Source organism: Paraburkholderia sacchari (assembly GCF_000785435.2).
Lineage (GTDB): Bacteria > Pseudomonadota > Gammaproteobacteria > Burkholderiales > Burkholderiaceae > Paraburkholderia > Paraburkholderia sacchari.
Window position 1 is genome coordinate 600,239 of sequence record NZ_JTDB02000002.1, and the last position, 26,327, is coordinate 626,565.

The 26,327-nt window shown below is 65.2% G+C and carries 18 protein-coding genes and 2 pseudogenes; 15 read left to right on the forward strand and 5 right to left on the reverse strand.

Annotation, left to right across the window (positions count from 1 at the left end; genetic code table 11):
- Nucleotides 1–13 precede the first annotated feature (13 nt).
- A complete protein-coding gene (locus tag NH14_RS09515; protein ID WP_035523884.1) occupies nt 14–1,099 on the reverse strand; it encodes an AI-2E family transporter in 1,086 nt (361 codons plus the stop codon).
- 106 nt (nt 1,100–1,205) lie between these two features.
- On the reverse strand, nt 1,206–4,109 hold the full coding sequence (gene uvrA / locus NH14_RS09520) for an excinuclease ABC subunit UvrA (protein WP_035523887.1): 2,904 nt from the start codon (nt 4,107–4,109) through the stop codon (nt 1,206–1,208).
- Nucleotides 4,110–4,517: 408 nt separating this feature from the next.
- Here uvrA and NH14_RS09525 point away from each other — a divergent pair, with 408 nt between their 5' ends.
- The 6 genes and pseudogenes from NH14_RS09525 (at nt 4,518) to NH14_RS09550 (ending at nt 11,067) form a co-directional block, all read left to right on the forward strand.
- Entirely contained in the window at nt 4,518–5,720 is a 1,203-nt protein-coding gene (locus NH14_RS09525) for an MFS transporter (protein ID WP_331253435.1), read from the forward strand.
- Nucleotides 5,721–5,878: 158 nt separating this feature from the next.
- A complete protein-coding gene (locus tag NH14_RS09530) occupies nt 5,879–6,415 on the forward strand; it encodes a single-stranded DNA-binding protein (RefSeq protein WP_168727136.1) in 537 nt (178 codons plus the stop codon).
- A 126-nt stretch (nt 6,416–6,541) separates the two neighbouring features.
- Nucleotides 6,542–6,961: pseudogene (locus NH14_RS09535) on the forward strand (IS110 family transposase); the annotation flags it as partial.
- 284 nt (nt 6,962–7,245) lie between these two features.
- Nucleotides 7,246–8,913: a hydroxylamine reductase gene (hcp, locus tag NH14_RS09540; RefSeq protein WP_035534136.1), complete on the forward strand. Its 1,668-nt coding sequence runs from the start codon at nt 7,246–7,248 to the stop codon at nt 8,911–8,913.
- A 34-nt stretch (nt 8,914–8,947) separates the two neighbouring features.
- Nucleotides 8,948–9,970, forward strand: coding sequence for a 2Fe-2S iron-sulfur cluster binding domain-containing protein (locus NH14_RS09545; RefSeq protein ID WP_035534150.1), 1,023 nt, complete (start codon nt 8,948–8,950; stop codon nt 9,968–9,970).
- A gap of 125 nt (nt 9,971–10,095) precedes the next feature.
- On the forward strand, nt 10,096–11,067 hold the full coding sequence (locus tag NH14_RS09550; protein ID WP_035534135.1) for a threo-3-hydroxy-L-aspartate ammonia-lyase: 972 nt from the start codon (nt 10,096–10,098) through the stop codon (nt 11,065–11,067).
- Between the two features lie 22 nt (nt 11,068–11,089).
- Here the strand turns inward: NH14_RS09550 and NH14_RS09555 are convergent, their stop codons facing one another.
- Nucleotides 11,090–11,986 carry a LysR family transcriptional regulator gene (locus NH14_RS09555; RefSeq protein WP_035534134.1) on the reverse strand — a complete coding sequence of 299 codons (897 nt, stop codon included), beginning with the start codon at nt 11,984–11,986 and terminating at the stop codon, nt 11,090–11,092.
- A 129-nt stretch (nt 11,987–12,115) separates the two neighbouring features.
- Here NH14_RS09555 and NH14_RS09560 point away from each other — a divergent pair, with 129 nt between their 5' ends.
- The 6 genes and pseudogenes from NH14_RS09560 to NH14_RS09580 all read left to right on the forward strand — a co-directional run bounded on the left by NH14_RS09560 (nt 12,116) and on the right by NH14_RS09580 (nt 20,870).
- The gene (locus NH14_RS09560; protein ID WP_035534133.1) at nt 12,116–13,477 is read left to right on the forward strand and encodes an MFS transporter; all 1,362 of its coding nucleotides are present in this window, start codon (nt 12,116–12,118) and stop codon (nt 13,475–13,477) included.
- Nucleotides 13,478–13,750: 273 nt separating this feature from the next.
- The gene (locus NH14_RS09565) at nt 13,751–14,398 is read left to right on the forward strand and encodes a response regulator (protein WP_035534132.1); all 648 of its coding nucleotides are present in this window, start codon (nt 13,751–13,753) and stop codon (nt 14,396–14,398) included.
- A 158-nt stretch (nt 14,399–14,556) separates the two neighbouring features.
- Nucleotides 14,557–14,790 (forward strand): annotated as a pseudogene (locus NH14_RS34210) (response regulator); the annotation flags it as partial.
- Between the two features lie 93 nt (nt 14,791–14,883).
- Entirely contained in the window at nt 14,884–15,174 is a 291-nt protein-coding gene (locus tag NH14_RS34215) for a LuxR C-terminal-related transcriptional regulator (protein ID WP_508613265.1), read from the forward strand.
- A 309-nt stretch (nt 15,175–15,483) separates the two neighbouring features.
- On the forward strand, nt 15,484–16,224 hold the full coding sequence (locus NH14_RS09575; protein WP_084225975.1) for an aquaporin: 741 nt from the start codon (nt 15,484–15,486) through the stop codon (nt 16,222–16,224).
- A gap of 20 nt (nt 16,225–16,244) precedes the next feature.
- On the forward strand, nt 16,245–20,870 hold the full coding sequence (locus tag NH14_RS09580) for an ATP-binding protein (protein WP_237179573.1): 4,626 nt from the start codon (nt 16,245–16,247) through the stop codon (nt 20,868–20,870).
- Nucleotides 20,871–21,030: 160 nt separating this feature from the next.
- Here the strand turns inward: NH14_RS09580 and NH14_RS09585 are convergent, their stop codons facing one another.
- The gene (locus NH14_RS09585) at nt 21,031–21,972 is read right to left on the reverse strand and encodes a LysR family transcriptional regulator (RefSeq protein ID WP_035534146.1); all 942 of its coding nucleotides are present in this window, start codon (nt 21,970–21,972) and stop codon (nt 21,031–21,033) included.
- A gap of 478 nt (nt 21,973–22,450) precedes the next feature.
- Here NH14_RS09585 and NH14_RS09590 point away from each other — a divergent pair, with 478 nt between their 5' ends.
- The 3 genes from NH14_RS09590 (at nt 22,451) to NH14_RS09600 (ending at nt 25,406) form a co-directional block, all read left to right on the forward strand.
- Nucleotides 22,451–23,581: a porin gene (locus NH14_RS09590; protein ID WP_035534131.1), complete on the forward strand. Its 1,131-nt coding sequence runs from the start codon at nt 22,451–22,453 to the stop codon at nt 23,579–23,581.
- A gap of 275 nt (nt 23,582–23,856) precedes the next feature.
- Entirely contained in the window at nt 23,857–24,291 is a 435-nt protein-coding gene (locus NH14_RS09595; RefSeq protein ID WP_035534130.1) for a CHRD domain-containing protein, read from the forward strand.
- Nucleotides 24,292–24,359: 68 nt separating this feature from the next.
- On the forward strand, nt 24,360–25,406 hold the full coding sequence (locus tag NH14_RS09600) for an alpha/beta hydrolase (RefSeq protein ID WP_084225974.1): 1,047 nt from the start codon (nt 24,360–24,362) through the stop codon (nt 25,404–25,406).
- On the opposite strand, the gene NH14_RS09605 is transcribed toward NH14_RS09600, so the two are convergent.
- On the reverse strand, nt 25,376–26,269 hold the full coding sequence (locus NH14_RS09605; RefSeq protein ID WP_035534129.1) for an EcsC family protein: 894 nt from the start codon (nt 26,267–26,269) through the stop codon (nt 25,376–25,378). The two genes, NH14_RS09600 and NH14_RS09605, sit on opposite strands and share 31 nt — an antisense overlap.
- Between the last annotated feature and the right edge of the window lie 58 nt (nt 26,270–26,327).

Genomic DNA, 26,327 nt, shown 5'->3' on the forward strand with positions numbered 1-26,327 from the left:
GGATGCCAAGGGCTCAGACGAGCCGCAGATAGATCAGCTCGCGCTTGATATAGGCGTAGAAGATGGGCGCGGCAATCACGCCCTGGATGCCGAACGCGGCTTCCATCACGAGCATCGCGACCAGCAGCTCCCACGTGCGTGCCTCGATCTGGCCGCCCACGATGCGCGCGTTCAGGAAGTATTCGAGCTTGTGAATCACGATCAGGAACGCGAGCGCCGTGACGGCCGCGGGCAGGCTCACGGTGAGCGCGATCGCGACGATCAGCGTGTTCGAGATCAGGTTGCCGATCACGGGCAGCAAGCCGACCACGAAGGTCACCACGACGAGCATTTTCGCGAGCGGCAGCGGCGCGTGAAAGAGCGGCAGCACGAGCAGCAGGAAGAGCCCGGTGAACACCGTGTTGATGGCCGAGATCTTCACCTGGGCGAACACGATGCGGCGGAACGCATCGGCGAAGCGCGCCACGCGCGTGACGAAGGCGGTCGAGAGCGGCAGCCGCGTGGCATTCTTCTGCGCGCCGATGGCGACAATCGCGCCGATGATCATGCCGATCACGATATGCCCGAAGATGCGCGCGGCGTTCTTGCCGCCCTGGCCGAGCTGGGTGGCGTGCTCGTGCATGAGCGCGATGGCCTTGAGCTTCATCTGGGTGACATCCACGGGCAGATAGGCCGCGATGGCGTCGGGAATCCGCGCGCGCGCCTGGTCCACGAACGTCATCATTTGCGCCATCACCTTCTGGACGCTCGGCACGTCGTTTTCGAACTGTTCGATGACGCCCACGGTGATGCCCGTGAGCACGCCCACGATCACAATGGAAACCAGCACGACCGAGAGCCAGCGCGCGCGCTGGCTCGACATGCGCCGCTCGATCAGCGGCGCGATGGTGTGCACGAGCTGGAAGACGAGCATCCCCGCGAGCAGCGCGCCAAGCAGATTCAGATGCAGCACCGCCCACAAGCCGGCGAGCGCGGCCACATAGCTGCCGATTTCCACCGCCGAGAGTTTCGGCAGGCTCATGTCGCTCGTGAGCCTGACCGGTCTTGGCCGCAGGTCGCGCACCTGTTTATCGTCGGTCGCTTCGTTGCGCTTGACCATGTTGGGTGTATTCCGTCTTCAGACCGCGGGGACGCCAGCGCCCCCGCCCTGTTGTTGCTACAGCCGGGGTTGCGGCGGCCATGGCCGCCGCAACCTTTTCTAGTGCTTATTTCCCCGAAGCCGCGTCGAGCGCGGCCACCTGGCGCTTGAGCAGCGGCGCGAGATAGCGGCCCGTGAAGCTTGCCTTGGCCTTCGCGACCTGCTCGGGCGTGCCTTGGGCCACGATCTGGCCGCCGCCCGCACCGCCTTCGGGGCCCATGTCGACGATCCAGTCGGCGGTTTTGATGACATCGAGATTATGCTCGATGATCACCACCGTATTGCCCTGGTCGCGAAGCCGGTGGATCACCTCCAACAGCAGTGCGATGTCGTGAAAGTGCAGGCCCGTGGTCGGCTCGTCGAGTATATACAGCGTGCGGCCCGTATCGCGCTTCGAGAGCTCCAGCGAGAGCTTCACGCGCTGCGCTTCGCCGCCCGACAGCGTGGTGGCCGACTGGCCGAGACGGATATAGCCAAGGCCCACGTCGAGCAGCGTCTTGAGCTTGCGCGCCACGACCGGCACGGCCTTGAAAAACTCGTAGGCCGCTTCGACAGTCATGTCGAGCACTTCGCTGATGTTCCGTCCCTTATACTGGATCTCCAGCGTTTCGCGGTTGTAGCGCTTGCCATGGCAGACGTCGCAGGGCACGTAGACATCGGGCAGGAAGTGCATTTCCACCTTGAGCACGCCGTCGCCCTGGCAGCTTTCGCAGCGGCCGCCCTTCACGTTGAACGAGAAGCGTCCCGACTCGTAGCCGCGCTCCTTGGCTGCCGGCACGCCTGCGAACAGCTCGCGGATGGGCGTGAAAAGGCCCGTGTAGGTGGCCGGATTCGAGCGCGGCGTGCGGCCGATCGGCGACTGGTCGACGCTGATGACCTTGTCGAAATGCTCGAGCCCTTCGATGGCCTCGAACGGCGCGGGTTGCGCCGACGACCCGTACAGATGCTGCGACACCGCGTGATAGAGCGTGTCGTTGATCAGCGTGGACTTGCCCGAGCCCGAGACGCCCGTCACGCAGGTGAGCAGACCCACCGGCAGGTCGAGCGTCACGCGCTTGAGGTTATTGCCGTAGGCTTCGACGATGCGCAGGCGCCGCTCGCCGGGTTCGATGCGCTCGTCGGGGTAGTCGATGCGGCGCGCGCCCGAGAGGTACTGGCCGGTCATCGAGGCCGGGTCGTTCTCCACTTCCTTGGGCGTGCCTTCGGCGATCACCATGCCGCCGTGCTCGCCGGCGCCCGGGCCCATGTCGACCACGTAGTCGGCCATGCGGATCATGTCCTCGTCGTGCTCGACGACGATCACCGAATTGCCGAGGTCGCGCAGGTGCTTGAGCGTGGAGATGAGGCGGTCGTTGTCGCGCTGATGCAGGCCGATGGACGGCTCGTCGAGCACGTACATCACGCCTGTGAGACCCGAGCCGATCTGCGAGGCGAGGCGGATGCGCTGCGCCTCGCCGCCCGAGAGCGTTTCCGCGCTGCGTTCTAGCGAGAGATAGTCGAGGCCCACGTTATTGAGGAACATCAGGCGCGCGACGATCTCCTTGACCACTTTGTCGGCGATCTCGCGCTTGGCGCCTTCGAGGCGCAGCGTCTGGAAGTAGCCGAGCGTGTCGCGCAGCGGCCAGCCGCTCACCTCGTAGATCGCGCGTGCGTCCTCATTGGAGCCCGCATTGGAACCAATACGCACGAAGCGCGCCTCGCGGCGCAGGCGCGTGCCTTCGCAGTGCGGGCAGGCCTGGTTGTTCTGGTATTTCGCCAGTTCTTCGCGCACCGCGGACGAATCGGTCTCGCGGTAGCGGCGCTCCAGATTCGGGATGATCCCTTCGAATACGTGCTCGCGCACCGAAGTGCGGCCGCGCTCGTTGATGTACGAGAACGGGATTTCCTGCTTGCCCGAACCGTAGAGCAGGACCTTGCGCACCTTTTCGGGCAGGTCCTCGAACGCGGCGTCGATGTCGAAATCGTAGAACACCGCGAGGCTTTGCAGCATCTGGAAGTAGAACTGATTGCGCCGGTCCCAGCCCTTCACGGCGCCCGCGGCGAGCGAGAGCGACGGATGCGCGACCACGCGCTTCGGATCGAAGAACGTGATCTGGCCAAGGCCGTCGCATTCGGGGCAGGCGCCCATCGGGTTGTTGAACGAGAAGAGGCGCGGCTCCAGTTCCGGCAGCGAATACGAGCAGATCGGGCAGGCGAACTTCGAGCTGAACAGATGCTCGCGGTGGGTGTCCATTTCGAGCGCGATGGCGCGGCCGTCAGCGAGGCGCAGCGCCGTTTCGAACGACTCCGCGAGACGCTGCTTCATGTCGGGGCGCACCTTCAGGCGGTCGACCACCACGTCGATGGTGTGGCGCTCGCTCTTCTTGAGCTTGGGCAGCGACTCGACTTCGTAGATTTTCGCCTCGCCTTCGTTGGCGGTGCCGCCGCCCGAGCGCACGCGAAAGCGCACGAAGCCCTGCGCCTGCATGTCGTCGAAGAGCTCGGCGTGCTCGCCCTTGCGGTCGGCGACCACGGGCGCGAGGATCATCAGTTTGGTCTCTTCGGGCAGCGCGAGTGCGGCGTCCACCATCTGCGAGACGCTTTGCGCCTCCAGCGGGATCTCGTGATCCGGGCAGTAGGGCGTGCCGATGCGCGCGTACAGCAGACGCAGATAGTCGTGGATCTCGGTGACCGTGCCCACCGTGGAGCGGGGATTGTGCGAGGTGGCCTTCTGCTCGATGGAAATCGCCGGCGACAAACCCTCGATCAGGTCGACGTCGGGCTTCTCCATCAGTTGCAGGAACTGGCGCGCGTAGGCCGAAAGGCTTTCCACGTAGCGCCGCTGGCCTTCCGCGTAGAGCGTGTCGAACGCCAGCGACGACTTGCCCGAGCCCGAAAGCCCGGTGATCACCACGAGCTTGTGGCGCGGCAGGTCCAGATTGACGTTCTTCAGGTTGTGGGTTCGGGCCCCACGGATACGGATTTGTTCCATGAACCTGCGGGAGAGAGGGAGGCTAAACCTGCTACTATAACGACTTTTCCAGACCGCCGTTACGGCTTGCTGAAGGTCTTTGAAAGGATCCCGGATGGCCGCAGCGAGGCTGCGCGAGGGGCGCCGAAAGAAGATCGACACGAGCAGCCGGGGATCGTTTCAGGCGTGGGGCCAACGTAAGAGCTTTGCATGGGACAGGAGTAAGCGCTAAAGCGCGAACTTCTGTCGACAGCTGAAGCGCGAACTCTGGCCGATATGGCGACATGGGGGCTGCCCGTATCGCTGTCGTCCCTGCAAGGCCGCCACGGCCGCAATGACAACGCCGCGAAGCTCGCCCGATGCCCGCTTCGCCAGCCCCCAAGGCCAGAAAACGCGCGCGCAGCGGCGGCCCAATCAAAAAACGCTCCGATGTCCTCCAATTCACCCGCTACTTCTTCACGCATGAGCGCGCCGGAACGACGCGCGACCGTGTCGCTCGCCGCGATCTTCGCGTTGCGCATGCTCGGCCTCTTCATGATCATGCCGGTATTTTCGGTCTACGCGAAAACCATCCCCGGCGGCGACAACGTGCTGCTCGTCGGCATTGCGCTCGGGGCCTACGGCGTCACGCAATCGCTCCTGTACATCTTTTATGGCTGGCTTTCGGACAGGATGGGCCGCAAGCCTGTGATCGTCATCGGCCTCGTGATCTTCGCCATCGGCAGCTTCGTGGCGGCTTTCGCGCACGACATCACGTGGATCATCGTCGGCCGGGTGATCCAGGGCATGGGCGCGATTTCCTCGGCCGTGCTCGCGTTCATCGCCGACCTCACCGCCGAAGAGCACCGCACCAAGGCCATGGCGATGGTGGGCGGCTCGATCGGCATGTCCTTCGCGGTGGCGATCGTGGGCGCGCCCATCGTGTTCCACTGGGTGGGCATGAGCGGCCTGTTCGCGCTGGTGGGCGTGTTCTCGATTCTCGCCGTGGGCGTCGTGCTGTGGATCGTGCCCGATGCGCCCAAACCCGTGCACGTGCGCGCGCCATTCGCCGAAGTCCTGCACAACGTGGAGTTGCTGCGCCTGAATTTCGGCGTGCTCGTGCTGCACGCCACGCAGACCGCGCTCTTTCTCGTCGTGCCGCGCCTGCTCGTGGACGCGGGCCTGCCCGTGGCGTCGCACTGGAAGATTTATCTGCCCGTGATGGGCGTCTCGTTCGTCCTGATGGTGCCCGCCATCATCGCCGCGGAAAAGCGGGGCAAGATGAAGGCCGTGCTGTGCTCGGCCATTGGGCTTATCCTGATCGGCCAGCTTCTGCTCGGCTCGCTTGCGCATACCATAGCAATCGTGGCGACCGTGCTGTTCGTGTACTTCCTCGGGTTCAATATCCTGGAGGCCTCGCAGCCCTCGCTGGTGTCCAAGCTCGCACCGGGCAACCGCAAGGGCGCGGCCACGGGCGTCTACAACACCACTCAGTCGATCGGGCTCGCGCTCGGCGGCGTGGTGGGCGGCTGGCTGCTCAAGCACGGCAGTGCGAGCGCGGTGTTCTATACGTGCTCGGGCCTCGTGTTCTGCTGGCTTATAATCGCGGCCTATATGAAGGTGCCGGTCAAGGCGCCGGCCAAGCGCGCTTGATCGGCCAGAACCAGGGGCGTATCCGCCCTCTGCTTTGAAGCGAACCCGGCGTTCGCAGCAACAATCTTCGCGAAAGGCGGTCCGCGCGCGGTGCATCGCAATCCAAAGCCGATGCACCGCGCGGCCGCTCCTCGCAACGGAATCAACAGGAGAAACTCATGGCATCCGTGAACAAGGTGATCCTCGTCGGCAACCTCGGCGCCGAACCGGAAGTGCGCTATCTGCCCAGCGGCGACGCTGTGGCGAACATCCGCCTCGCGACCACCGACCGCTACAAGGACAAGGCGTCCGGCGAGTTCAAGGAAATGACCGAATGGCACCGCGTGGCGTTCTTCGGCCGTCTGGCCGAGATCGTCTCCGAATACCTGAAGAAGGGTTCGTCGGTGTATATCGAAGGCCGCATTCGCACGCGCAAGTGGCAAGCGCAGGACGGCACCGACCGCTATTCGACGGAAATCGTCGCCGACCAGATGCAGATGCTGGGCGGCCGCAGCAGCGGCGGCGGCTCGTCGGGCGGCGACATGGGCGACGACGGCGGCTATAGCCGCGAGCAGTCGGCTCCGCGCGGCGGCGGTCGGGCAGCGGGCGGCGGCGCGCCGCGCGCGAGCGGCGGCGGTGCCGGCGGTGGCGGCGGCCGTTCGAACGCGCCGGCTGGCGGCGGCTTCGACGAGATGGACGACGACATTCCGTTCTGACGTCTGATAGCCCGACGCTGTAAAGATCGACCCCGCCTTCGTGCGGGGGGAAATAAGATGGTCAGCCTGACCGAAACAGCCCAATCGGCTTACGCTGATTGGGCTGTTTCCATTTGGGAGATCGTCATGGACGCCATCTCGTTGATCGGAATCGATCTGGGCAAGCACTGCTTTCACTTGCACGCGCAGTCGGCATCGGGCCGCGCGGTATTTCGCAAGAAGCTTACGCGCAGCCAGATGTTGACGCTGCCCGGCAATGTTCCGAGTTGCACGGTGGTCATGAAAGCGTGTGCGGGCGCCCATTGGGTGGCGCGTCGCATCCAGGGGCTTGGGCATCAAGCCAAACTGATCTCTCTCCAGTTCGTCAAACCGTTTCTGCAAGGCAATAAGAACGATTTCGCTGATGCGCAGGCAATTTGCGAGGCCGCGTCACGTCCGGGCATGCGGTTCGTCAGTCCGCACAACGAGACGCAGCAGACGCTCTCGGCCTTGCACCGGGTGCGCGAGGCGCTGGTGCGCGACCGTACCGGCACGGTCAACCACATAGCGCGGTGACAAGAATTTGAGACGGCTTCTCGTGCACTGCGCGCGAGCCGTCATGGTGCATATCGAGCGGCGCACCGATTGCGGCGTTTTCGCACAGTCAAACGGTTCCGAACTGGAACCGGCTCTTTTTCTGATCTACATCACGGAAAAATTTCCTCGCCAGAGTGAATATCCAAAAGATGCTTCAAATTTGCATCTTACTAGGCCCTTCGTTGCGATCTGACAGTCGATGCATCACATCGATATCGCACCAGCGCCGTCACCCACAAAAAAAGGAGAAAGCCGTGTTTTGCTATCAATGTGAACAGACCGACCGCAGCAACGCAACGCCAGGTTGCGCGTCGGCGAAGGGCAACTGCGGCAAGGACGCCACCACGGCGGACCTGCAAGATCTGCTGATCCACGCGGTCAAGGGCATCGCCCAGTACAACGCACTTGCGCGCAGCGTCGGCTGCGCCGACCGCGAAGCCGACCGCTTCATCCTCTACGCGATGTTCACGACGCTCACCAATGTGAACTTCAACGCCGCGCGTTTCGTGGCGATGCTGCGCGAAGCCGCACAGCATCGCGACCGCGTGAAGCAGGCCTACGGGACGCAGGCAATCGCACAGGGCGTGGCGGTGCGGGAACCGGCCGGTCCGGCGCGCTGGCAACCCGGCGCGAACATCGCGGAACTGCAGGCGCAAGCAAAGCTTGCGGGCGTGAATGCGGGGCTCGATACGCTGGGCGCCGACATCGTCGGCCTGCGCGCACTGGTGCTCTACGGTTTGAAAGGCGTCTGCGCGTATGCGCATCACGCTCGCGTGCTGGGCTACGAAAGCGAAGAAGTGTATGCAGGCGTGGAAGCCGCGCTCGAATTCCTCGCGCGCGAGCCCGAGCAGGCGAACGAGCTGCTCGAGCACGCGCTCGCGCTCGGCAGCCTGAATCTCAAGGTGATGGAATTGCTCGACGCCGCCAACACGGGCCGCTTCGGCAACCAGCAGCCCACGGCCGTGCGCATGACGCCGGTGGCGGGCAAGGCGATCCTCGTTTCCGGCCATGATCTGGGCGACCTCGAAGCCCTGCTCGAAGCCACCAGAGACAGCGGCGTGCAAATCTACACGCACGGCGAGATGCTGCCCGCGCACGCTTATCCGAAGCTCAAGGCTTACTCGCACCTCGCCGGCAACTACGGCGGCGCCTGGCAGGACCAGCAGGCGGATTTCGCCAACTTCCCCGGCCCAGTGCTGATGACCTCGAACTGCCTGATCGAGCCGCTGCCGCAATATCGTCAACGTGTCTTTACGACCGGCCCGGTGGGCTGGCCCGGCGTGCGCCATCTCGAACATGGCGCGTATGCGCCGCTCGTGCAGGCGGCGCTCGCCTTGCCCGGCTTCCACGAGACGGCGCCCGAGGAAACCGTCACCATCGGTTTTGCTCGCCATACTGTGCTCGGCGTGGCGGACAAGGTGATCGACGCCGTGAAGGCCGGCCAGATCCGCCACTTCTTCCTGATCGGCGGCTGCGACGGCGCAGCGCCCGGCCGCAACTACTACACCGAGTTCGCCGAGGCTGCGCCCGACGACACCGTCGTCATGACGCTCGGCTGCAACAAGTACCGCTTCAACCGGCATGCGTTCGGCGACATCGGCGGCATTCCGCGCCTGCTCGACCTTGGCCAGTGCAACGACAGTTATTCGGCCATCCGCATTGCCGTCGCGCTTGCAGATGCGTTCGAGTGCGGCGTGAACGATCTGCCGCTCTCGCTCGTGATCTCGTGGTTCGAGCAGAAGGCCGCCGCGGTGCTGCTGACGCTGCTCGCGCTCGGCATCCGCAACATCCGCCTCGGACCGACTTTGCCGGCTTTCCTCTCGCCGGGCGTGCTGCAGATCCTCGTCGATCAGTTCGGCATTCAGCCGATCGGCGACGCGCATGCGGATCTTGCCACCGCGCTCGAACGCAAGGCCGCGTAACAACGCATCGCAACGCATCGGCGCTGAGGAATTCATGAGCCATCGAATCGAAATCACCACGCGCGACGGCCAGGCGTTCGCGTTTGCGTGCGAGCCGGAGCAGGACGTGCTGGCGGCGGCCGCGGCGGCGCAGATCACGCTGCCGTCGCAGTGCCGGCGCGGCAGTTGCGGCGCGTGCCATGCGAGCGTGGCCGGAGGCGACTACACGCTTGGCGCGCACAGCGTCGACGCGCTGCCGCCCGCAGATCCGCGCGCGGTCCTGCTGTGCTGCACGACGCCGCGCAGCGACTTGCGCATTGCCGCGCCATACGACGGCACGAAGGTGCTGTTGCAGCCCATCGCCGTGCGCGGTGCGCGCATCGCTGCACTGGAGACGCTCGCGGACGACACGCGCCGCCTCGAACTGCGTCTCGAACCCGATGACGTCCACGGCAGCGCCGCCGAATTCGAAGCGGGGCAGTTCGTCGAACTGGAACTGCCCGAAATGGGCGTGCGCCGGCCGTTCTCGCTTGCCAACACGAGCAACTGGGATGGGCGGCTTGAACTGCTGATCCGCTTGCGTCGTGAAGGTGTGTTTTCGTCATACCTGCGCGAGCGCGCCCAGGTGGGCGACGCGCTCATCGTGCACGGGCCGCAGGGCGGCTTCGGCCTCTTTGCGGAAAGCCTGCGCCCGCGCTGGTTCGTGGCGGGCGGCACGGGGCTCGCGCCGGTGCTTTCGATGCTGCGCCGCATGGCCGAGTTTCAGGAGATGAACGACGCGCGGCTCTTCTTCGGCGTGAACCACGAGAGCGAGCTTTTCATGGCGGAAGAGTTCGAGCGGCTGCAGGCGGAGCTTGCGCAGTTGCGCGTCGATCTATGCGTGCGCGAGGGCGGCTCGGCATGGCGGGGCTTTCATGGCACGCCGGTCGAGGCGCTGCAAGTCGCGCTCGCATCGGCTGACGAGTCTCCCGATCTTTATGTCTGCGGTCCGCCCGGCATGGTGAGCGCCGCACAGGCGGTGGCGGCGGCTGCAGGCGTGCCCGCCGCGCAATTTGCCAGCGAACGCTTTGCGGTCTGACGCTCGGCCTCGTGTTTTGCCTTGAACCTCGCCCGCGGGCGAGGTTTTTTCTTATCATGGTTGCTTCGCTGCCCGGCGCGGCGCGCTCCGCTGCCTACCCCCCATCTATCCAACGAGCACCGACCATGAGCACACTGCCGATTTCCTTTGACGACGTGGCCGCCGCGCACGAGCGCATTCGGGGCGTCGCGCACCGTACGCCTGTGCTGACCTCGCGCACGGCGAACGCGCTTGCGGACGCGGAGCTGTTCTTCAAGTGCGAGAACCTCCAGCGCATGGGCGCGTTCAAGTTCCGCGGCGCCTATAACGCCATTGCGCAGTTCACGCCGGAGCAGAAGGCGGGTGGCGTGATCACGTTTTCGTCGGGCAATCATGCACAGGCGATCGCGCTCTCGGCGCAACTGCTGGGCGTGAAGGCGGTGATCGTGATGCCGCAGGACGCGCCGGCGGTGAAGGTGGAGGCCACGCGCGGCTATGGCGGCGAAGTCGTCTTCTACGACCGCTATACCGAAGATCGCGAAGCACTGGGCCAGCGTCTTGCCGCCGAGCGCGGCCTCACGCTCATTCCGCCCTACGACCATCCGCACGTGATGGCGGGGCAGGGCACGGCGGCCAAGGAGCTATTCGAGGATGCGGGCGAACTCGACGTGCTGCTCACGCCGCTTGGCGGCGGCGGGCTGCTCTCGGGCTGCGCGACGTCGGCGCATGCACTCGCGCCGCGCTGCACGGTGATCGGCGTCGAGCCCGAGGCGGGCAACGACGGTCAGCGCAGCCTGCAGGCGGGCTCGATTGTCCACATCGACACGCCCAAGACCATTGCCGACGGCGCCCAGACGCAGCATCTGGGCGTTTATACGTTCGCGGTGATCCGAGAGCGCGTGAGCGAAATCGTGACGGTGAGCGACGCGGAACTCGTTGAGACGATGAAATTTTTCGCGAGCCGCATGAAGCTCGTGGTCGAGCCCACCGGTTGCCTCGCGGCGGCGGCGGTCCTGCAACGCAAGGTGGACGTGCGCGGCAAGCGCGTGGGCATCGTGATCTCGGGCGGCAATGTCGATCTGCTACGTTTCGCGGCACTGACGGGCGCAGCGTCGTGATCGGGCGCTGCGCGGCCGCGCGCTAGCCGAGCAAGGCCGCGAGCGCTGCGCGTGCGTTCGTTACGTGTGCGCTCTCGCCTGGGCGCGCCGGCAGCAGATGAAATTCGGCCGCCGGCAGCGCGGGCAGGCCGAACGACGCCGGGCACACCACCAGCCCCTCGCCGATCGCCGATTCGTTCAAGCACGAAATCCCCAGACCCGCATGCAGCGCCAGTTGCAGACCGGCGACCCCCGACGCCGAATGGGAAATCAGAAACGGGATGCGCGCGCGTTCGAGCAGCTTCAACACATAGCGCTGCAACTGGCACGTAGACGGCAACAGCACAAGCGGCCAGGGCGGGGCAAGCGCGGCGTGCTCGCGCAGCGTCTCGCGTGCGCCAACCCACAGCAGCTTCTCGCGCCGCAGTGCTGAATGTTTGCGCGCGGGCGCGCTTGCGCCGGCACGCTTGCCGCGAGTGTCCACCATGCGCAGCGAAAGGCCGATGTCGAAAACATTTTCATCAGCACTGCTTTCTATCACGGCGCTTGGCAATACCGTCACATGAAGGCGCAGGCGCGGATGCTGGTTTGCGAAGCGGCGGATGATCGTGGCCACGTCGTGTGGCCGGAAGTAGTCGGTAATGGCAATGCGCACTTCGCCGTCGAGCGAGCGCCCGAGCATATCGTCGAACGCGGCGTCGCACATCGCCACGATGCGGCGCGCGTGATCGACGAGCTTCGCGCCCGCGGGCGTGGGTGCGACGCCCTGCTTGCTGCGCACGAACAGCGGCTGGCCGATGCGTGCTTCGAGCTTCTTCAACTGCTCGCTCACCGAAGACTGCGAAAGAAACACCCGTTCTGCCGCGCCCGAAACGCTCCCCGCCTCCGTGACGGCGAGAAAAGTGCGCAATTGCGCGAGGTCGAGTCCGCGTGCGTTCATAAGGGATGTTCTGTTCGATACCGGATGGATGTTTCGGGTCTTCCGATTACATCGATTGAATATTCCTGCTTTTCCTATAGATGGTGCGCTCGTAGCATGGCTGCGGTCAATCACTTTCTGGAGGGCGTCATGAAGGACGCAAGGAGCAGGGGTGTGTCGCATCGCTGGAAGGTGCTGGGTGTCGGCGTGGCAGCGAACGCGAGCTTTGCCGCCGCGTTCTCGGGCCTGCCGGCCGCGGCGATCTGGATTCGCTCGGACTACCGCATCGATACCGGCGCGCTCGGGTTGGTGCTGGGCATGCTCGGGCTCGGCATCGTCCTGAGCGAATTGCCGTGGGGTGCGCTCACCGACCGCTGGGGCGACCGGCGCGTGCTGCTCACGGGTCTTGGTTCGACTGCGGCGGCGTTGCTCGCCATGACGCTCTGGTGCGTGCCTGTGGCGACTCATGTGCCAGGCACACACGCGCTCGAGGCCGGCTTTCTGGCCATTGGATTGCTTGGTGGCAGCGTGAACGGTGCGAGCGGGCGCGCTGTCATGGCGTGGTTTGGGCCCGGCGAGCGCGGTCTGGCAATGAGCATCCGGCAGACGGCCGTGCCGGCGGGCGCGGGAGTCGGTGCGCTGATGCTGCCGGCGCTGGCTGCGCGCGGGGGCTTCGCGTGGGTCTACGGCATGCTCGCGGCAATGTGCATGCTGTCTGCCATCCTTACGATGCGCTGGGTACGCGAGCCGGATGAGCCCGTTTCGGGCGATGCGGCGCGCGTAAGGCCGCGCGAAGTGCAGCGCGCGCGTTCCCCGCTATCGAGCGCTCGGGTGTGGCGCATGGTGGCCGGCATCGCGGCGTTGTGCGTGCCGCAGGTCGCGGTGATCTCGTTCGCAAGCGTGTTCCTGCATGACTTCGGCCATGCGGGCAGCGTGGCGATTGGCGCAGCGCTCGTTGCGGTGCAACTCGGCGCGGCATGCATGCGCATCTGGAGCGGACGCTGGACCGACCGGCACGGCAATCGTAATGCGTATCTGCGGGCATGCGCCTTGTTGAGCGTTGCGCTGTTTGCTTTGCTCGCTGCAATGACGATGCTGTTCGCGCACGCAAGCCGTATTGCGCATGCATTCCCGGCGCCGGGCGGCGAGCACGTCGTGCCCATTGTGTTCATGGCGCTGTTTGTGCTGCTCGTGTCGGGCGGCGTCGCGGCCTCGGCATGGCACGGCGTCGCTTTCACGGAACTCGCCACGCTCGCGGGAGGCGGGCGTGTGGGAACCGCGCTCGCGATGGGCAACACCGGCGCCTTCATGGCGTTCTGGATCTCACCTTCGGCCATTCCGATGGTGCTATCGGCATCGGGCTGGCCTGCTGTCTGGCTTGGGGCGTCCGCATGTGCGGCACTGGCGTGGCCCGCATTTGCAGGCGCATCGCGTCCGTCAGATACCGTCCGCACAGCCGTCGCGGATTCGCACAAGTCGAAGGGAAAGACGAAGGTGGAAGCGGCATGTTGACCGTCGCTGTGTGCGGCGTAGTCCGACATAACGAAAGGCATGCGATGTAATTGTGGATGAATATTTAAATTTGATTCGTATAACTGAATCTTTTATGCAGTTAAAAAAGCTTTGACGTTTCGGAAATCTCTGATTCAGGGAATCTTTAATCGATGTTCAGATGACGGCTCTAGAAAGATTGTGCCTTGCGCAACACAGGCATCGTGAGTCCCGGCTACAAGATCGGGCGCACCTGGGCCGATCCGATACCCCTACTACATCGAGAGAGCCACCTTGAAACTACGAGTCGTCCTTGCCGACGATCACCCTTTCGTTTTGCTGGGCGTACGCTCCGCGCTCGAAGCGACAGGAGACATACAGGTCGTCGGCGAAGCGTCAGGCCCGGGCGCGCTTTTCCGCACACTCGAATGTGTGCCGTGCGACATCGTGCTGACCGATCTCACCATGCCAGGCGAAACCGGCGAGGCCGAAGACGGGTTGCATCTCGTGCGGCGCCTGTCCCGTGACTGGCCTCAGTACCGCATCGTCGTGTTGACCAGCATCACGAACGTCGCCATCCTGCGCGCGGTGATGAACACCGGCGTCACGGCGCTGATCCGCAAAAGCGAGCCCATCGACGAGCTCACCGGCGCGGTGCGCGGCGCGGGCAGCGGCATGCGCTATGTGAGCCCGCCGATCCTGGAAGCGCTTGCCGCCGCGGGAGCGGAACGTGCCGAAGGCACGCGCGCGCCGCGCCTCTCGCCACGCGAATCGGAGGTGGTCCGGCAGTTCGTCCACGGCCGCTCCATCACCGAGATCGCACGCGCGCTGGATCGGGACGTGCGCACCGTGAGCCGCCAGAAGCGCGACGCCATGGCGAAGCTCGGCGTGAACAACGATGCAGGCCTGTTCGCCTTCGTGCGAGCCCACGGACTCCTATGAGCTCGCCGCCAACTACCCAGGCCCGTGTCTGGCCTGCACACCTGACGTCGGGATTCGGCCGCGAGGGCGGCGTGCGCAGCCTGCCGGAGCTGGCGTTGACGGATGTTGGCGACCGGGCGTTGCCCGTGCGCATCATCGTCGCCGACGATCATCCGCTCGTGCTGTTCGCGCTCGACAATCTGGTCGCCACCTTGCCGAACGTGCGGATCGTCGCCCGCGCGCAATCGGTGGCGCAACTCTTTCAGGAAGCCGCGCGGCATGAGTTCGATCTCGTGCTGATGGACCTCTACATGCCCGGCGAAGGGCGCGAGGAGGGGCACGACGCGATCCGCAGCTTCCAGGGCGAGCATGCGGGCAAGCCCGTCGTCGTGCTAACCATGGAAAACGATGCCGCGGCGCTGCGCAGCGCGATCGAACTCGATGTCGAGGCCGTGCTCAGCAAGCGCGACCGCATCGACCTGATTCCTGTTGCCATCGCCTCGGCCATGGCGCACGAGCAATATGTCGGTCCGGTGGTGCGCGATCTGCTGGAAAAGGCGTCGCGTGAGCAGCGGCGAGCCCACTTGCATCAGGTGCTGTCGCGGCGGGAGTTCGAAGTTTTCACGCACTACGCCGGTGGGCTCGGCGTCACTGAAATTGCCAGCCTGCTCGGGCGCAGCGTCAAAACCATCAGCGCGCAGAAGTGCGCGGCCATGAAAAAACTCGCTCTCAACAGCGACATCGAGCTGTATCGATTCGCGATCGAGTGCGGCGTCGTTCAGGACGAGACCTCCTGACGCGGGCGGCGCCACGCGCGCGTTACAGCCGCCGTTTCCCAACGGTCAGGGCGAACCCGACAGGCGCGCGTATTGTCGTTTGTCGGATTTGTCATGCTCAATCCCGTCATGTCATCCGGTTTTTAAGAGTTGTCCTATCCGGCAATGAGAGTCGTCTGATCATAATTTCCCACTCAACGCGCGAACTGTCGTACAGCGTGACTCTCATTCGATTTCGCCTCTGACATCGCTGGCGAGCCGCGGTGCATGCCTGCAAGAAGGTCGCGCTCTGGTTTGCAGGTCGGAGCGGCGGGGCTCGGAGGCAAGGCAATGAAGCTCGGTAGGCGTTTGGCAGTGGAAGGCGCAGGCACGGCATGGCTCGTGTTCGTGGGCTGTGCGAGTGCCGCACTCAATGCCAGCGCGCCGGCGCAGGGCTGGAACGTCTTCGACATGGCGACGGCATTTGGTCTTGCGCTTGCCGTCGCGAGCTATGCATCGGGGCGCGTGTCGAGCGCGCATTTCAATCCCGCCGTCACGATCGGCTACGCCGTTTCCGGTCGCTTTCCCGCCCGTGACGTCGCACCGTATGTCGCCGCGCAAACCGTCGGCGCGCTCGCGGGTGCGGCGCTGCTCGCCGCCGTCGCGAGCGGCCGGCCGGGCTTCGCTTTCGTGGTTTCGGACTTCGGCAGCAATGGTTACGACGAGCATTCGCCTTCCGAGTACGCATTCGCCTCGGTGTTTGCCGTCGAACTGGTCATGACGTTCGCGTTCGTGCTCGTTCATCTTGTCGTGTCGGCTACGCCGCAACGCCGCAGATCGGCGCCCGCCGCGCTGGGCGCATGTTTCGCGGCCATCTATCTGATTGCCATTCCGGTGAGCAACGGCGGCATGAATCCTGCACGCTCGACGGGGCCGGCGCTATTCGTCGGCGACTGGGCGCTCGATCAACTGTGGCTTTTCTGGGCGGCGCCGATGCTGGGCGGTGTGATTGCGGGTGCATGTTGCCGGTTGCTGATGCAACGTCGGGCAAATCCCGATGCGAGCGCTGGCGGGGCGCTCGGCGACGCTTGAGCGCCGCTCCAGACGCCCCCATGAAAGCGATGCCGTCTGCGCCGCCCGTGCCACGCGCGCCGACCGCGGCGCTCGCCCAGGCGCTCCGCCTGGCGCTGTTCGTGTGTTTCCTGTTTTGCCTCACGATGGGCGGCCCTGCGCGCGCCGGGCAAATGGGCGCGGCGCAGTCTGCCGGACCCTCATCGGCCCACGCAACGCTCCAATCGGGTCTTGCTGCCGATTTCTCAACCCCGATGAGCGAGCCGGATGGTTTTCCGAAGACGCTCACGGTCGGCATCGTCGCGGGAGGCTGGCCACCGTTCGAGCTGCTCGACGGCAACAGTTTGAGCGGCTTCAGCGCCGACTATCTGCGGCTCGTCGTCGGTTCGCGGGTGAAGCTCGTGCCGCGCGTCTACCCCAATATGACCGCGTTGCTGGCGGGCGCGTGCGCCGCTGAATTCGACGTGGCCTTGAGCCTCACGCGCAGCGTTCAGCGAGAGCGCTGCCTCGCGTTCAGCGTGCCTTATCTGAGCGGCAATGTTGCACTCGTCACGCGCGTGGGCAACGAGGCGATCGCCACCACACCCAACCGCTTCGCCCGCGCGCGCATTGCCGTCGAAAAGGGCTATGTCCTCGAACCGCTGTTGCGCGAGCGCTTTCCGCAAGCGGAAATTCCTGGGGCCACCGACACGAGCGCGGCCATGCATGCCGTTGCCGAGGGCCGCGCCGATGTCTACGCGGGCTTCGCGCCGGCCGTGCGCTATCAGCTCGCTCGCCACAATGACTACCGCGGGCTGCGTGTCGCCTATGAGGAGCGCATCAAGATGCGCGAGCTGCGCTTCGCGGTGCCGGTCTCGAAGATGGCGTTGCGCGATCGGCTGAACCTGGCCTCAGGCGGCGTGCGGCCAGCCGTGGCGGCTGCGCTGCGCTCGCGCTGGCTCGACACTTCCGAGGGCGGCGGATTTGGCGCGGAGCGGCGTTCGCCGCCGTTCGTCCTCGACGCCAGCGAGCGCGCATGGCTGCGTTCGCTGCCGCCGTTGAAGGTGGGCGTCGACGCAGACTGGCTGCCGTTTAGCCATGCGAGCCGGCGCGGGGAGGTCTGGGGCATGGCGAACGACTACCTCAACTACCTGAGCCGCAAGCTGGGCGTGAGGTTCGAGCGCGTGCCGGCGACCAGCTGGCTGGATGCGGGCAGCGCGTTCCAGCGTGGCGAATACGCCATGCTGGCGACCACGGTGGGCGACGGCGGATTGCCCGCCGAGACGCTCTATACCCAGGCCTTCGAACGCTATCCGCTCGTGATCGTTGGCCGCCGCGACGAGCCGATGGCGCGCAGCCTGCACGATTACGCCGGTCGCCGGGTGGTGCTGGCGCCGCACGCGCCGGCGGCGCAGGTGTTGTTTGGCGAGGTGCAGCCCATGAGCACGGTGCGCGCCGACACGCTCGCGCAAGGGCTCGCACTGGTCCAGCGCAACGACGCGGATTTGCTGGTGGGCGACGCAGCGGCGCTCGACGAGCCGCTCAGCCGCCAGTATCTCGAATCGCTCAAGGTGGTGGGCTCGATTGGCACGGACGGGGCGACGGCCTTCGCGGTGCGCACCGACCTCGCGCCGCTCAAGGCCCTCATCGATCGCGCGCTCGACGCGATGTCGCCGGTCGAGCAGCAGGAGATCCGCAACCGGTGGACGGCGGTGGCCACCGCGCGCAGTGGCGGGTGGAGCGTCAATGCGCTCAGGCTCTTGCCGCTTCTGATCGCGTTCGGTGTGGTGCTGCTCGTGACGCTGCGGGCCTACGTGCTCTTGCAGCGCGAAATGCGCCGCCGTCGACGCGCCGAGCACGTGCTCGCGAAGCAGGTCGAGTTGCAGGACACCATGATGGAGATGATTCCGTACCCGCTGGGTGTGCGCGACTTCGAAAACCGTTATCTGTCGGTGAACCGCGCATACGAAGAGATGACCGGCGTGCGGCGCGGCGAGGTGCTTGGCCGCACGGGGGCCGCGGTGGCGGCGTGGGGCGCGGAAAACAGCCTGCGCGTGGACGATCTCTACAGAAAGACGCTAGAAGAAGGCAAGGGCCAGCGCGTCGAGTTCGTGTTCGACGGCCGCGGCTGTTCGGGCGCCCCCGAAGCCGGCAAACGTCACGGCATCTTCTGGACGCGCCTGTGCCGCGACGCGCGCAATGCGCCGCTGTGCGTGCTCGGCACGATGATCGACATCACCGAGATTCGCCGCGCCGAGATGCGCGCGCGCGCGTCCGAGCGGCTGCTCTCGGATGTCACGCGCTCGCTGCCCGCGATCGTGTTCCAGCTGCGGCGCGGCACCGATGGCCGCTACGCGTTCCCATACCTCGGCGGCGACACGCAGCGTTTGCTCGGCGACGCCGCCACGCAGCTGATGCGTGCGAGCGCGGTCGATCTCACGCGGGTGAATCGGCGCGATCGCTCGCGGCTTGCCGCGGCGCTCGAACGATCGGCGCGTTTGCTGACGCCGGTGAACACGGAGTTCCGCTTCCAGGGCGCGGCGGGATTGCTCTGGGTGCGCGCGGAATTCGTGCCGCGGCGCGGCGAAGACGGCACGGTGGTCTGGAGCGGCTACGCGGTGGACGCGAATGTCGAGCACGCCCGCGCCGACGAGCTCGCGCGCGCGCGCGATCTTGCCGAGGCAGCGTCGCGCGCCAAGGACGACTTTCTCGCGATGATGAGTCACGAGATCCGCACGCCCATGAACGGCGTGCTCGGCCTCGTCGAGGTGCTCGAGCGTACGCCGCTCAATCCCGATCAGACGCAGATGGTCGGCATGGTGCACGAGTCGGCGGGCGCGCTTTTGCAGATCCTCGACGACTTGCTCGACTACTCGAAGATCCAGGCCGGGCGCCTGGCGATTGCTTCGGAGCCGTTCGACATGCGCGAGCTTGTCGACAACGCCGTGGGCTTGCTGGCGGGGCGCGCGCACGAGAAGGGACTCAAGATGCGGGTGGACGTCACGGCCAGCGTGGGGGCGCTGCTGCGCGGCGATAGCGTGCGTTTGCGGCAGATTCTGTTCAACCTGCTCAGCAATGCGATCAAGTTCACGCCACATGGGGAGGTGAGCGTGAGCGTGACGGCGCGCGACGTGGTTAGCCCGCGCGGCAAGGAGCGGCGCCAGCGCGTCACGATCACGGTGACTGACACGGGCATCGGCATTGCGCCCAAGGCGCAGGCCCAGCTTTTCGAGCCGTTCGTGCAGGCGGAAACCTCCACCACGCGGCGTTTTGGCGGCACCGGACTGGGCCTGACGATCAGCCGCAAGCTCGCGGCCTTGATGGGCGGCACGCTCGAGTTGCGCAGCGAAATCGGCAAGGGCACGAGTCTCAAACTGCATATCGAATTGCCGCTCGAAGCGCAGGCCGGCCACGCGAACGCCCTGCGCGGCAAGCGCGCGCTCGTGGTGTGCGACGACGCCCGTGTGGCCGGTGCGCTCATGCATTTCGGCGTGTCGCTCGGCATGAAGATGACACGCATCGATGCGGGCCCGCGCGGCCAGGCCGCCATGCGCAAGTTGACGGCCCATGGCGGCGTCGATCTCGTGTTCGTTTCGGAGGCGCTTGCCGGCGTGTTCGACGGGCAGGGCGTGCCGGTCGTCCGTCTGACAGAGAATCCCAAGCCGAGCGGCTACCGGGTGGTGGAGAGCGGCGTGCGGGTGAGCGTCAATCCGCTTTCGTGGCGCGGCCTCGGCGCGGCTTGTGCGATGGCGCTCACCGGCCTGCCCGCGGTTGCTGTGCAGCCCGCGCTGGCGGCGGAATCGGCGCTCGCGGCGCCCGATCGCGAGAAGGCGCGCGCGGCGGGGCGTCTGATTCTCGTCGCCGAGGACCATCCGGTGAATCAGGAGCTGATCCGCCATCAGCTCGCGCTGCTCGGCTTTGCGTGCGATGTGGTCGACGACGGTGCACAGGCGCTCAAGGCGCTGGAGAAGGAGTGCTACGGTTGTTTGATAACCGATTGCCATATGCCGAACGTATCGGGCTATGACCTCGCGCGGCGGGTACGCGAGATCGAAGCGGCCGAGGCTCGCAAAAAGGGCGGGGCTGCGGTCGCGACGCGTCTGCCGATTCTCGCCATCACGGCGAACACCGCGCCCGAGAACTTGCGTTTGTGCCGCGAGGCCGGCATGGACGAGTGCCTCATCAAGCCCACGCGTGTCGCGACGCTGCGCGACCAGCTCGCGCGCTGGTTCGGCGCGGAGAACGCGCTGCGTGTGGCGCAGGAGCAAGCGGCGCCGTGGCCGCGCGCCGGCGCCGGAGCGCACGACGAGGCGGCGATGCCGGGTGATGCCGGCGAAGCAGGCGTGGCCGAGCCGCTCGATCTCGCGCATATGTTCGAGGTGTGGGGCAGTGAGGCGACGGTGAAGACCTTGCTGGGCTCGTTCGTCAGCGCGATGCGCGACGATCTGGATTTGCTGCCGGAGTTGCTGAAGGACATCGACATCGCGCGCCTGCGCGAATGGCATCACCGGCTCGCGGGGGCGGTAGGTGTGCTGCACTATCCTGCGTTGCTCGCGGTGCTCGAAACCTGGCGCGCTCACATGAATACGCATACGCCCGAGCAATTGCGCGAGGAGGGGTTCGCGCTCATCCGCACCTGTCACGCGATGCTCGATGGCATCGAGCAGCAGGCCGCGTTGCTCGCCTGAGTGTTCCGCATGCGCTCAATTCAGTCCACGGGCGGAAAGCCGTCCAAAAAAAACGCGGCCGAAGCCGCGTTCAAGGTTGGAGACCCTTCGATGAAGAGTCACTTCTCGCAGAAGAAAGCATAGTTCGCGTGCCGCCAGAAATCGAGATAAAAGCGATCAATTATTTATTACCGGATATATCGGTAATCGTCTGGCGAGAAGCGTCCTGACCGCGAAACCACTCGACGGTGAAATCCACGAACGTTCGCGTTTTCGCGGGGATGTGACGTCGCCCCGGATAGACGAGCGAGAGCTCCTTATCGGCGTCACGGATCTCGTAGCCTTCGAGCACGCGCACGAGCGTGCCCTGCGCGAGATCGGTGTCCACCTGGTTTGCCGGCAGGATCGTGATGCCCATGCCCGCGAGTGCCGCCTGGCGCAGCATCACCGAATTGTTGACGGCATAGGCGGGCTCGATCCGCACCACCTCGCGCATGCCGTCCGCGTTCGCGAACTGCCATTCGTTGCCGTGAATGTCGGTGGACGGCGCAAGCAGCGTGTGGTGCGCGAGTTCGGCTGGATGCCGCGGTGCGCTGCGGCCGCCGAGATAGGCGGGCGAGGCCACGGCAACCGGCGCGACCGAAACGAGCGGACGCCGGATCAGCGTGCCGCCGCTGACCTGGCGCGGCGCGACAATGCCCACGTCGAAGCCTTCTTCGATGAGGTCGACGGGGCGGTGCAGCAGCGTGAGCGTGAGCCGGACTTGTGCGAATGCAGCGAGATACTGCTTGAGCAGCGGCGTGAGGTCATGCAGCGAGAACGAGGCGTGCGCGACCACGCGCAATGTGCCCGAGGGCACAGACACGCCATGCGCGATCTGCGTTTCGACACGCTCGAGGTCCTCGAGCATATGGCGGCATGCCTGGGCATACGCGTTGCCGGCTTCGGTTAGCGAGATGCTGCGCGTATTGCGGTTGATGAGCCGTGTGTGAAGATGCGCCTCCAGCAGCGCGACATAGCGCGTGACAACGGCGTTCGAAAGATCGAGGCTCGCCGCAGCGCGACCGAACGAGCCGTGTTCGGCGACGCTTACGAATACGCGCATCGCCTGAAGCTGATTCATGGTTTTGGGCCGCATCGACATGGAACTTACGGGACTGGTTGCGTGGAGCGATGTTTGCCTGCGTACAAATGAGGCCCGGCGCAGGACTGCGGCGCGAGCGTTGACGGATAGTACCGACATGGCATTGCCCCAAGGAATGAGACTGTTCCTAAACCATTAATTGTCTTGAATTAACTATGTTGCCAGGCAGCAACGCTATATCGGGATAGTGCGTAGTCAATCCTCGTGCGCGTGAATTCAAGATTAAGCGTATGCGTTGAGGGGCAAGCGATTGCGGCGAGCGTCACGGCAGTATTCGATTTCTTCAAAAAAACTTTTACCTTGGAGTGGGATGGCTGGCTCAAAAGTGACGCCAATAAACTTTGGGCTGCGTATCAATGCGGCGCCGGCGTTTATGGTGCTGCGGGATCAAGCTAGCCGGCGTGTTGCCGGCGACGGCGTCCATTTTTGCCGAAAGGCTTTGCATCTAAGGAAGCATATGAAAAAGAGTCTGGCTATCGCGGCCGCAGTTGCCGCGACTTTCGCATCGTCGTCGTACGCGCAAAGCAGCGTGACGCTCTACGGCATCGTCGATGCCGGCTTCGTCTACACGACCAACGTCGATGGCAACGCCAAGTACGCTCTGGGCAGCGGCAATCTTCAGCAGAGCCGCTGGGGCCTGCGCGGCGCGGAAGATCTCGGTGGCGGCCTGAAGACGATCTTCACTCTCGAAAGCGGTTTCAACGTCGCGAACGGCCGCATGGGTAACAGCGCGAACAGCAGCCTGTTCAACCGCCAGGCTTTCGTCGGTCTCACGCAAGACCAGTACGGCACGCTGACGTTCGGCCGCCAGTACGACTCCGTGGTCGACTACCTTGGCCCGCTTATGGCTGTCGGCACGTGGGGCGGTACGTACACGGCGCACGTGGGCGACAACGACAACGGCAATGCCACGTTCTCGCTGAACAACGCAATCAAGTACACCAGCCCGAATCTCTCGGGCTTCCAGTTCGGTGGCGCGTACGCGTTCTCGAACCAGGCAGGCTTCGCGAACAACCGCGCGTATAGCGCCGGCATGAGCTACGCCAACGGCGGCCTGCGCGTCGCGGCGGCTTACCTGCAGGCCAACAACACGGGCACCCTGAACAACCCCAATGGCGCGGTCACCAACGACCAGTTCGGTCTGTTCGGCAGCGCACAGCGCGCTCGCGTATGGGGCGGTGGCGTGAGCTATACCTATGGTCCGGCCGTCGGTGGCGTGGTGTTCACGCAATCGCGCCTGAACGGCTTGAACGACAATCTGTCGATCCGCTACAACAACATCGAAGCCAACGTGCACTACAACCTGACGCCGGCACTCGGCATCGGCGCAATGTACACCTACACCAACGCCAACGGCTCGGTCCTCGCCAACGCGGGCGGCGGTCAAACCGCGCACTGGAACCAGTTCGGCCTGCAAGCCGACTACGCGCTCTCGAAGCGCACGGACGTGTACCTCGAAGGCGTGGGCGTTTGGGGTGCCGGTCAGGCTTCGATGGGCATTACGCAGGTTGGCTTCCAGGGCGCGGACAACTACTCGTCGTCGAAGAACCAGGGCATCGTCACGACCGGTATCCGTCACCGCTTCTAATGACGGGGCGGCCCGGCTTCTGGCCGGGCTGCCGAATCCCGGGTTTCGGAAGCCCGGGTTTGGGAATTCATCACGTAGTAAAGCAGTAGAAGGTAGTACTTGGGTTAAGAGCGCCACTCCCGGCGCTCTTTTTTTTGTCTCGCACTTTTCATTCCTCTGTTTTCAAGGCTGTCGATCATGCGGGATCGGACGCCTTTGCCGGATTTGCTCTAGCATGTGACGATGTGGCTGCCAGCCTACTGGGGCAGCACACCACAACAAACGGAGAACTCCCCATGAAAGCGCTTCGTCCGCTGCAGTTTGCTCTCGCCCTGTGTGTCCTTGCTTCCGGTGCCGCGTTTGCCGATACCGTTGCGCTGAAGGCCGATCTCGAACCTTCCAGCGAAGTGCCGCCGCGTGTGAGTCACGGGCACGGCATGCTCAATGCCACGTTCGACACCTCGACCAAATCGCTGAATTGGACCATCACTTACGAAGGCCTGTCGGGTCCGGTGGCGGCTGCGCATTTCCACGGCCCCGCGCCAGTCGGCCAGAACGCGAACGTACAGGTGCCGATTCCGAAGGGTGAACTCGCCAGTCCGATCAAGGGTTCCGCAACGCTCAACGAAAAGCAGGTCACCGATCTGATGGCCGGCCAGTGGTATTTCAACGTGCATACGCAACAAAACCCGGCGGGCGAAATTCGCGGGCAGGTGCTGCCTGCGAATTGAGCATCCGTTGGGTTGCGCGAGCGCTTGGTGAGCACATTTGGTGAGCGCATTGCGAGGAGCCGTGCCCCATGAGTCTTCAAGGCAGGTTGATCTGCTGGTTTCTGCGCCGCAGCTTTCTTCCGGCGACGCGCGGCCCCATCGACGTCGCACGCGTACGCGTGCAAACCGCGAAGCGGGTGTGGTTGCCTCAGGTCCCCAAGGGTTGGCAATTGCGCGAGCAGTATCGAGCCGCTGCCGAGCGTGACGCAGCCGACGCGCCATCGAGTGGTGAATGGCTCGTGCGCGAAGGTGGGGCGCCGCGCACGATCCTCTATTTACATGGTGGCGGTTATTACTTCTGCTCGCCGAAGACGCACCGTGCCATCACCTTCGGCCTTGCCACACGCGCCGAAGCCGATCTTTTTTCGCTCGACTATCGTCTTGCGCCCGAGCATCCGTTTCCGGCGGCGCTCGACGACGCGGTGGCCGCTTATCGGCGCTTGCTGGCTGACGGGGCGCGTGCCCAGTCGCTCGTGATCGCGGGCGATTCGGCGGGCGGCGGGCTCGCGCTCGCCACGCTCGTGGCATTGCGCGACGCCGGCGATCCGCTGCCGGCCGGCGCCGTGCTCTACTCGCCGTGGACCGACCTCGCGGCCACGGGCGCATCGATACGCGAAAACGACGGGCGCGATCCCATGTTCTGCGGCGACGTGTTCGCACGCGTGGCGCCGCTCTACCTTGGCGAGGCGAGCGCGACCGATCCTTATGCTTCGCCGGTTTACGCCGATCTCCACGGCTTGCCGCCGCTCTTCATGCTGGCGGGCAGCACCGAGACGCTGCTCGACGACACGCGCCGGGTCGCGCAACGCGCCCAGGCTGCCGGCGTGAGCGTCGAGTGCGGGATCGGGCGCGATCTACCGCATGTCTGGCCGATTTACGCGCCGTTCCTGCCCGAGGCGCGGCGGGCGCTCGACGACACCGCGCGCTTCGTGAAGCGCGTGACGACGGCCGACGATACCGCCCGCGCGCAGAAGAGCGCGCACATGCTAACGGAGCCTGAGGCGGATGCGCAATCGAGCAGACCGCCGGGCGCGCATCGAGCCGCTCAATCGAGCGTCACGTCGATCTCTTCGTAGGCTGCGCGGACGGCGGCTTCGCCGTAGCGCCGCTCGAGCCTGCGCACGGTGAAATGGCCGTGCGCGACGTTCTGGAAGTGATCGATGAATACGGTGTTCACCATGGCGCCGAGCACCGCGCCGATGGCCGGAATCGATTTCGCGGCCATCTGTTCGCTGACCTGCACGGAAAAGCGCGCGGCCACGGTTTGCATGAGCTTGAGCAGCGCAGTCGAGCCGTGCGCGGCGAAGCCTTTGGTCGCCATCTCCGACGACGCTTTCGATACCGCCTGCGCCAGCGCGCCGCGCACGATGAAATAGCCGAAGTCGGCTTCGTCGTCGGCGGCCGAGCGTCCGCCCATGCCGAACACGGTCAGGCATTGGAGCTGGGTGTCGGCGCTCGCGAGGTCTTCGCCTTCGCTGCGGGCGATGTCGCAAATCGAGCGGAACATCAGCGTCGTCGTGACGGGTAGCTCCACCGGCAGCGCGAACAGGCCGAACGCGCCGCCGGCCGCTCCCGTCGTGGCGACCGCGAACTTGTGCAACAGGTTGCTCGGCTTCGCGCCCGGTTTTTCTCCCTGCTTTGCGACTGAAGTTGTTATTTGTGTCGATTCCGCAGCCGCGCCCGCATCGGCGATCCCGGGCGCCCGCTCGCCCGGTTTGCCAAGTGTCTTGAGCGCAATCTGCAGGCATTTGCGCAGCGCTGCCTGAGTGGCGTCGTTGACCTTGTCGTTGGCCACGGCGGGCAGCTTCGCGATCAGTTTCTCGACCGGCGCACCCACGATAGCGGCGAGCTTCATGCCGAGCGGCGGCGTTTCCAGTTCGTGCTTCGCGCGCTTGAGCGCGGCAAGATCGGCTTCGGAAAAATCAGAACATGACCCCATAAATCTCCCGGGAAAAACGGTTCGGCAGGCGCTCCTCGACGCCCAGTGTAGAGGATCG

Excerpts from the sequence above, each read along its gene's own strand:
- NH14_RS09515 (WP_035523884.1), bottom strand. The coding sequence starts at position 1,099 with ATGGTCAAGCGCAACGAAGCGACCGACGATAAACAGGTGCGCGACCTG.
- NH14_RS09530 (WP_168727136.1), top strand. The coding sequence starts at position 5,879 with ATGGCATCCGTGAACAAGGTGATCCTCGTCGGCAACCTCGGCGCCGAA.
- uvrA (WP_035523887.1), bottom strand. The coding sequence starts at position 4,109 with ATGGAACAAATCCGTATCCGTGGGGCCCGAACCCACAACCTGAAGAAC.
- NH14_RS09600 (WP_084225974.1), top strand. The coding sequence starts at position 24,360 with ATGAGTCTTCAAGGCAGGTTGATCTGCTGGTTTCTGCGCCGCAGCTTT.
- NH14_RS09590 (WP_035534131.1), top strand. The coding sequence starts at position 22,451 with ATGAAAAAGAGTCTGGCTATCGCGGCCGCAGTTGCCGCGACTTTCGCA.
- NH14_RS09525 (WP_331253435.1), top strand. The coding sequence starts at position 4,518 with ATGTCCTCCAATTCACCCGCTACTTCTTCACGCATGAGCGCGCCGGAA.
- NH14_RS09595 (WP_035534130.1), top strand. The coding sequence starts at position 23,857 with ATGAAAGCGCTTCGTCCGCTGCAGTTTGCTCTCGCCCTGTGTGTCCTT.
- NH14_RS09575 (WP_084225975.1), top strand. The coding sequence starts at position 15,484 with ATGAAGCTCGGTAGGCGTTTGGCAGTGGAAGGCGCAGGCACGGCATGG.
- NH14_RS09545 (WP_035534150.1), top strand. The coding sequence starts at position 8,948 with ATGAGCCATCGAATCGAAATCACCACGCGCGACGGCCAGGCGTTCGCG.
- NH14_RS09560 (WP_035534133.1), top strand. The coding sequence starts at position 12,116 with ATGAAGGACGCAAGGAGCAGGGGTGTGTCGCATCGCTGGAAGGTGCTG.
- NH14_RS09550 (WP_035534135.1), top strand. The coding sequence starts at position 10,096 with ATGAGCACACTGCCGATTTCCTTTGACGACGTGGCCGCCGCGCACGAG.
- NH14_RS09605 (WP_035534129.1), bottom strand. The coding sequence starts at position 26,269 with ATGGGGTCATGTTCTGATTTTTCCGAAGCCGATCTTGCCGCGCTCAAG.
- NH14_RS09585 (WP_035534146.1), bottom strand. The coding sequence starts at position 21,972 with ATGAATCAGCTTCAGGCGATGCGCGTATTCGTAAGCGTCGCCGAACAC.
- NH14_RS09580 (WP_237179573.1), top strand. The coding sequence starts at position 16,245 with ATGAAAGCGATGCCGTCTGCGCCGCCCGTGCCACGCGCGCCGACCGCG.
- NH14_RS34215 (WP_508613265.1), top strand. The coding sequence starts at position 14,884 with ATGGCGCACGAGCAATATGTCGGTCCGGTGGTGCGCGATCTGCTGGAA.
- NH14_RS09555 (WP_035534134.1), bottom strand. The coding sequence starts at position 11,986 with ATGAACGCACGCGGACTCGACCTCGCGCAATTGCGCACTTTTCTCGCC.